Source organism: Thermosphaera sp. (assembly GCF_059755995.1).
Genome location: NZ_DBOUKL010000038.1, coordinates 1 through 7,523, shown reverse-complemented (window position 1 = coordinate 7,523; position 7,523 = coordinate 1). Strand labels below are relative to the sequence as shown.

The 7,523-nt window shown below is 47.3% G+C and carries 7 protein-coding genes and 1 pseudogene; 5 read left to right on the top strand and 3 right to left on the bottom strand.

From position 1 onward, the window contains the following. The 4 genes and pseudogenes from AC3OH0_RS04115 to AC3OH0_RS04100 form a co-directional block, all read left to right on the top strand. A pseudogene (locus tag AC3OH0_RS04115) lies at positions 1–239 on the top strand (M42 family peptidase); the annotation flags it as partial. A 93-nt stretch (positions 240–332) separates the two neighbouring features. Further along, positions 333–1,538, top strand: a complete 1,206-nt coding sequence (locus tag AC3OH0_RS04110; protein WP_498344854.1) for an inorganic phosphate transporter — start codon at positions 333–335, stop codon at positions 1,536–1,538. A gap of 31 nt (positions 1,539–1,569) precedes the next feature. After that, positions 1,570–2,592, top strand: a complete 1,023-nt coding sequence (locus AC3OH0_RS04105) for an RsmB/NOP family class I SAM-dependent RNA methyltransferase (protein WP_498344853.1) — start codon at positions 1,570–1,572, stop codon at positions 2,590–2,592. Next, positions 2,586–3,095, top strand: a complete 510-nt coding sequence (locus tag AC3OH0_RS04100; RefSeq protein WP_498344852.1) for a hypothetical protein — start codon at positions 2,586–2,588, stop codon at positions 3,093–3,095. The genes AC3OH0_RS04105 and AC3OH0_RS04100 overlap by 7 nt, the downstream gene beginning before the upstream one ends. Positions 3,096–3,099: 4 nt before the next feature. Here AC3OH0_RS04100 and AC3OH0_RS04095 read toward each other — a convergent pair whose 3' ends face one another. Continuing rightward, complete coding sequence (locus tag AC3OH0_RS04095; protein ID WP_498344851.1) at positions 3,100–3,807, bottom strand: alpha-glucosidase; 708 nt, start codon at positions 3,805–3,807, stop codon at positions 3,100–3,102. 148 nt (positions 3,808–3,955) lie between these two features. Then, a complete protein-coding gene (locus AC3OH0_RS04090) occupies positions 3,956–5,449 on the bottom strand; it encodes a sodium:neurotransmitter symporter family protein (RefSeq protein WP_498344855.1) in 1,494 nt (497 codons plus the stop codon). 160 nt (positions 5,450–5,609) lie between these two features. Here AC3OH0_RS04090 and AC3OH0_RS04085 point away from each other — a divergent pair, with 160 nt between their 5' ends. Next, complete coding sequence (locus AC3OH0_RS04085; protein ID WP_498344850.1) at positions 5,610–6,125, top strand: biotin/lipoyl-containing protein; 516 nt, start codon at positions 5,610–5,612, stop codon at positions 6,123–6,125. Here the strand turns inward: AC3OH0_RS04085 and AC3OH0_RS04080 are convergent. Continuing rightward, a partial coding sequence (locus AC3OH0_RS04080; protein WP_498344849.1) for an acyl-CoA carboxylase subunit beta occupies positions 6,120–7,523 on the bottom strand: 1,404 nt, incomplete at its 5' end. The two genes, AC3OH0_RS04085 and AC3OH0_RS04080, sit on opposite strands and share 6 nt — an antisense overlap.

Here is a 7,523-nt window from a genome sequence, read left to right as displayed (position 1 = left end):
ATAAGATACCTTACCAGCTCGACGTTGTCCCAGGGGGCACCACCGACGCTTCCATCATAGCGTTGAACAAGGAGGGCGTGCCGGCTGGGACGATATCCATCCCCTCCAGATACATTCACAGCCCGGTGGAAGTATTGGATCTGGAAGACGTTTACAACGCGTCGAAGCTGGCAGCGGCCTTTGCTTCCGAGGCAACCGAGGAATGGGTTAGAAGCTTAAAAGGCCTGGTAATCAAATAGCTTTTCTTCAAACCCCATTCTACTGGTAAAGTTTTTATATCGGGTTGGTTAAAAAGAATTTGTTTTCTAGATGGCTTACGAGATGAATAGAAAGTGCTACCGATAAACATTGTTGGCGTATTAATAGCCGGCGCGGTAGCCTTCCTATTAGCATGGATAGATGGAGCCAATAATGCCGGCAATAGTCTGGGAACCCTGATAGGGGCTAAAGCCCTTCCTCTTAGAAGAGCCCTTATCGTAGCAGGGGTTGCAGAACTGGTTGGAGGAGTTTTATACGGGAGCTTCATATCTGAGACGATTTTGAGGAAAGTGGTTAATCCGGTTGATTTCAATCCTCTTTCCTACGCGGTCGGGTTAACCGTTGCGATGTTTATCACTTTCCTACTAATTTTCAGCGTAACGAGGAGGAGAATACCTTTCAGTATCACTCAGACATTAATAGGTGCTTTAACAGGTTTCTCACTAGGCAACACGGGGGGTAGGGGTACTAATTTAGCGCTTCTCTCAGGACTTCTGGCTCTATGGATTGTCCTGCCTATTCTAGGAATAATAGCTGGGCTTCTCTCCTACAAGCTTTACGAGTTTTTCATCGGGTTCAGGAAACCCTGGATGATTATTCTTTTAGTATTGACTTATCTCAACATTTTCATTGCTTCATCAATACTGCTACTACTACCGTCTGCGGGCTTGGAATACTACTGGTATGCAGTGATAGTGGTTTTAATAATTCTCAACGCTCTCCCGATATATTCACTGATCAAGACTATTAGATCTTCAAGCACGTTCGAGATGGATTCTGGAAGAGTATTCCCTCCCGAAGCCCTAGTCCTGTCATCAGGAATGATGGCTTTCACACATGGGGCTCATGACGTTGCTAATTCTGCAGCACCGTTTACCGGGGTCATTGCAGCATTGTCCTTGAACTCTATCCCTGAGGATGGCTTGACAGTGAATCCGCTTATCCTTTTGATATGCTCTGGAGGATTGTCAGCAGGGATTGTAACATGGGGGTTGAGGGTTGCCCGGACTATTGGAGAGGAGATAACCGTTTTAAACAATGACTCCGCATTCATTGCTAACTTCTCGGCTTCTCTAACCACGCTCTTCCTTACCAGAATGGGCTTACCGAGCTCAATGACGGGATTGGTTATAGGGAGTATTACAGGAGTCGGGTTAGCGAAGGGTATTGGGAACGTGAACTTGAAGCTGGTTGCCAGGATAATGGGGTACTGGTATCTCGGCTTCGCATTAGCCTTAGCCGCGGGATTCGCCACTGGGTTGGCGTTAACAATTTTATGAGAAAACCACAGTATTTCTAATGGAGGTTTAGTTGGGAGAAAAAGTATTGAAAATCTTGAAGGAAATATTTGTTAAACCGTCTGAAAAAGCCTTTGAACTCTCGTCGAAATACAGGGTTCTACCATACATGGCTGAGAGATATATTAGGATGCTAGGTGAGGAAGGAGCTGTTGAAATGTTGAAATCGTTTGAAAAACCAGTTAAACCTGTAATACGTGTCAACTCTATCCTGATCGATCCCGATGAGCTGAAATCCTTCCTGGAGGCTAAAGGCTTCAGGCTTGAGAGAATATCATGGTGTGATAGTGCCTTCAAAATTCTGGAAACCCCTGAGTATCCTAGTCCAGGCGCAACTCTAGAGTATTTGAAGGGGTATTACTACTTGCATAGGGATTCCTCAAGCCTCCTGCCAGTACTCCTCTTAACCCACGAGTATGGTGGGGATGTCCTGGATGCTTGCGCAGCACCAGGCGGGAAGACAACTTTCCTGGCAGAGAGGGTTTACGGGAAGGGATTGGTTTACGCTAACGATCTTGTTTTGAGAAGATTGAAAAGCCTGATCGGGCATCTCGCTAGAATGCGTTTTGAGAATGTTGTGGTAACGTGGAGTGATGCGAGAAAAATTTCCAAGGTGTTCAACAGGAGATTTGAAAGAATCCTCCTAGACGCGCCGTGTAGTGGGGAGGGAAGGATATCGGTTGACCCTGGGAGAAGGTTTCGCACAAGCATTTACGAGCTTGCGTTGATGGTTAAGAGGGAGATTGAACTGCTCGACTCACTTATCGATATGCTGGATGACGAGGGAGTTATAGCTTACTCTACATGCAGTATTGCGCCGGAGGAGAACGAGTATGTTGTCTCTAAAATACTTGATAGGAGAGGGGATGTGGAAGTGATCCCTCCGCCTGTTAATCTCTTAGAGTACTCCCCCTGGATTAAACATTACGGCACCTTAGCGTTCCACGAAGAGCTTGGTAAATGCGTGAGGCTTTGGCCACATGTTCACGGAACCTTCGGGTTTACAACCTGCTTGCTGAGAAAAACCAGGTGGTGAGGTTTCTGACCTCCGCGTTGAAAGTGTTCCCTGCCCCGGCTAAATGGTTAAGCAGGTTGAAGGCTCTTACGAAAAGGTTGTGGATGATTGATCTCGACGAATTTTTATGCGGGCACAATTACGCAACGTGTTTCGACAGAGAGTGCCTCTTATGGAGTACCTCCCGCGAGTTGGTCGAGGCTCGCATCATTTACGAGGGCTCCTGGATAGGGCTTTTCCATGGAAAAAGACTGCTACCTTCGACAGCCCTTGTAGAAAAGATTTTCGAAAAGAATTATCTTAGAGCAGCCATAGTGGTCTCTAGTAAGGCTTCAGAGCTCTTCCTCTATGGGAGAGACGTGTTCGAATCAAGCATTGTGATGAAATACGGGCCCGTGGACAGCATTGTAGCCGTCCTCGAACCTGAGGAAAAATCTGTAATTGGGTTCGCATCCTATGATGCATCCTGCAGGTGTTTCAGAAACCTTTACGATCTGGGGATTTTCCTCAGACTCCTTGGCTAGGAATTCAGAAAAACGCATAGCGGTTTTCCACCAACTTTTTCAACGCATATGAGAGCAGGAAAAGACCAATGAAGCTACCTAGGGAGACTAGAATTATAAGCAGGTAGGCAGTCTCTATCGAAGTCCCGTAGGCGGAGGCTATGAAAGATATTTCCTCAGGATTATTGAAAGCGTAAAGAGCGTAGGTTAGCATCATCACGAAGATAACCATCGGCAACGGCATTGTAGCGTATGCAAGCATTAACCCGGTTGCCCTCCTTCTCCTCAAGCCTCCCATCGCAAGGATTATTGGGAATGCTAGGATTATTGCTGAGACAGCAAACTCCATCCGGTAAGTGCCTCCAAGTAGAAGGAAAATGATCATGCCCCACAGGTATGATCGGTAAGCTCTGCGAACATCCTTAATCCTGTCAGTAAACTCATAAACACTCATCCTGCAGTACTTCAGAAACAGCTTCAAATCCTCCAGCAATGACTTAGGCACGAAGTCTTGGCTAAAGGACTCTACTTTTGAAAGAATTTCGAAGCTTTTCTGTCTTAAGCTTTTAGCGTATTCAACGTTGTCTCTAACCATGTATCGAATACTGTACTCCACTGCCTCCTTGGCCTGGCTGAAATCCTTCTCTAGTTTTTCCAGGTTTCTTAGCTTTTTGTTCTTAACGAGCCTGTCGAGATTTTCTGAGACCTCTCTTAAGTAGCTCGTAGAATCCATATTGTCCACGAAAAAAGAAATAGGTGGAGTGGTAAAAAACTATTTCTTTGGTTTGAACAGCTTTGCGAAGCAGTAAACCACTAGTATTATAATGAATAGCCACGAGCCGATCAGGAATGCAAGTGCATCAGGATCCATATTCCCACCCTTACTCTGCTCTTACAATTACCTGGTTTTTCGCTAGCTCTTCTCTGTACTTCCTGGAGATAGCGAGGTAGGTTTCAACGGCTCCTAATACGAGGATTATGATGATCGCTATCCTAGCCTGAACGATTAATGGGTCTGCTTGTGCGAAGACTCCTTGGTTATAGTAATCTATGGTTGTCCCAACCAGTAGAATGAGGATGTAGATAGGCGTTAACACCATTAAGACGTATTTGAAGAATGCTGGAACCTTCATCAAAGCCCCCTCATGCAACTCCTTCCACAGATTATCCGGCTTAAACAGCCAAACAGCCACTATCACGTCGAACAAGCCAAGGACTACGAGCAGGTATGACCCTACCCAGTTGTCTAGTTCAGCGAAGTAAGTGAGCGAAGGGTCGAGGGCTACCGGTAATCCCAGCATTAAGTATATTAGGAACACTACTACTGCTCCAATCCTCCTATTAATCTTCAGATCCTCCTCTAGAAGGGCTGTCAGGTAGTTGTACATTGCAATCGCTGATGTCCAGCCCGCGAAGAACAGCAGGAGGAACCATATAGTGCCGAAGAATCTTCCAACCTCCCCCATAGAGGTGAAAACGTTCGGCAGGGCCATGAAGGCTAAGCCGAGTGAACCGCTTTTAACGACCTCAGGCCCTAAGTAAGCGTAAGCTATTGGAATGGCGATGCTACCTCCAATTATAACCTCTGCCAACTCGTTCAACGAGGCTGTTGTCAAAGCTGAGAGTGCAATATCGTCGCCTTTTCTAATATAGGATGCATAGTTCTGTATGATACCCATACCAAGGCTGAGCGTGAAGAATATCTGTCCCGCTGCAGCTAGGGATATCACCCAGAAGTTCCTAGATAAAGTCTCAAAGTCAGGTTTCCAAATATAGTTGAGGCCTGTGAAAGAGCTCCAGTCAGGTCGGACGGGGCTTCCAATCGTTATTGACCTGATGGCTAGCAATACAGCGAAGACATATAGCAAGGGCATCATCACCTTGTTGAAGGCTTCAATGCCTTTTGAAACCCCTCTGAAGGCTGCTATAAACAATAGGATCATTGGAATAAGCCATGTAGCCATGACCATTGGGAAGTTTTTAACATGGTCAAAGAAGAAGTTAACCGTGTCGGCACCATAGTATGCTCCTGTTGCACTGTATATTGAGTATGCGGCTGTCCAGCCAATCACGTGGATGTAGTATGAGTTAAGTAGCGTGGTGACGGAGAATGCTAACATGCCTCCGATAATAGCGAATATTAACGCCTTCCTCGGCTTAACGCTTTCCCTAGCCATAACGTAGAACATGGGGCCCAGGGTTCCATGGCCGTATTTTCCACCGTACCTACCAGTTGCCCACTCAACCCACATTAGTGGAATACCGAGCAGTAGGAGAGCGATGAAGTATGGTATCATAAATGCTCCGCCGCCGTTGGCTGCCAGCAATCTTGGGAATCTCCAGAAGTTGCCTAACCCTACAGCGTTGCCAGCCATTGAGAGGATTAGACCTATTTTTGTAGCCCAGGCTTCTCTCTCTTTAAGGGAGCTCACGTATTACCCCTCCCAAATATATAACCGTATATTATTTTACGTTTAACAATAAAAATTTAACTTTATCAGACCATACATTTCAATAGGGTTAAGGGGAGCAAGCGTGAAAGCATATACTGTTTCAACGAAGATGGGTTTGAAGTTCAACATTATCATTGAAGGGAAGGAAGGCAATACCGTCCTGATGAAGGATGCTGATACGGGAGAGGTTTTCAGGCTGAAACTGCTGAGAAACCATGGCGACAGGTATGTGGTGGATTTGAACGGGGTTGAGTACAGTATTGTATTATCAGAAAGGCTGCTTATAGATGGGGAACCGGTATGTGTCGCCTCCGTCAAGGAGGCTCCAGGGGGAGGAAAGGTGGGCAAGGAGGGTAAGATGGTGCAGAAGGCAGTTGCAGAGAACGTGGTTCAAGCCCCAATATCGGGCAAGATTCTCGAATTGAAGGTTAAAGTAGGCGACCAGGTGGCTGAGAACACGGTTGTAGCCTTAATGGAGTCTATGAAGATGATTGTGGAGGTTAAAACAAACATAAAGGGTGTTGTGGAGAACGTGTATGTGACGCCTGGGCAGGCTGTTAAAAAAGGAGATCCTATTATCAAACTGAGGAAGTCATAGCGGAATGTTTGAGTGCTTCCTGGGCAGGTACATCGCGTGCTCCTCTCTCTTATCCTTTAAAATCTGCAGATACTTATACAGGACCCGCCTAGTCTCAGCTGGGTCGATAACGTCGTCCACGTAGCCTAGTTCCGCAGCCCTGTAGGGGTTTGCGAAAACCTCCCTGTACTCTCTCAGTTTCTGCTCAACGACTTGTTGCGGGTTAGGGGACGAATCAATCTCCTTCCTGTAGAGGATTCTAACAGCCCCCTCCGGGCCCATGACGGCTATCTCGGCCGTGGGCCAGGCTAAGTTCACGTCGCTGCCCAGTGACTGACTCCCCATCGCTATGTACGCTCCTCCGTATGCCTTCCGCATGATTAAAGTTATTTTGGGAACGGTTGCCTCGCTGTAGGCATGAAGGATTTTAGCGCCGTGCCTTATTATCCCGCCATGCTCCTGGTCGACACCGGGCATGAAGCCCGGCGTGTCAACCAGTGTGAGGATTGGAATGTTGAAAGAGTCGCAGAACCTTACGAAGCGGGCTATCTTGTTCGAGGAGTCAATATCTATGACCCCTGCGTTCACAGCAGGCTGGTTTGCAACCACTCCAATAGTGTATCCTCCAAGCCTCGCGAAGCCGACTACTGCGCTGGGGGCGTATAGCTCGTGTACCTCGAGAAAGTCGCCATCATCCACTATGCTCTTGATCACATCGCGGACGTCGAAAGGCTTGGTAGGGTCTGTCGGAACCACCTCGTAGAGCTCATCATTCCTTCTGTCAACCGGGTCGTCCGATGGAATGTAGGGAGGATCCTCCGAGTTGTTGTTAGGTAGGAAGGATAAGAGCTTTCTGACAAGCATGAAAGCTGTTTCCTCATCGCTAGCGACGAAGTGGGCGACACCGCTTATGCTTCCATGCTTATCAGCACCTCCAAGCTCTTCGAAGCTCACGTCAACCCCTGTGGCGGCTTTCACAACTTCTGGCCCCGTGATAAACATGTATGAGGACTTCACCATTATTACGAAGTCCATTAGCGCTGGGCTGTAGGATGCGGCGCCGGCGCATGGTCCAAGTATTACCGCTATCTGTGGGATGACTCCGCTAGCGTTGACATTAGCGTGGAAAATCCTACCACACCCGTTTAACGATGCAACGCCCTCTTGTATTCTAGCTCCTCCTGAATCGTACAGACCTATTACTGGAAAGCCGTTTTGAACGGCTTGCTCAATGGTCTTAGCGATCTTGAGCCCGTGGGCTTCTCCTATACTTCCTCCAAGCACTGTGAAATCCTGGGCGTACACGTAAACGTTTCTCCCGTCAATTCTTCCAAACCCGGTTACAACGCCGTCGCCGTAATAAATGCTTTTATCAAGGCCAAAATACCTTGACCTATGGGTTACCATCCACTGTATTTC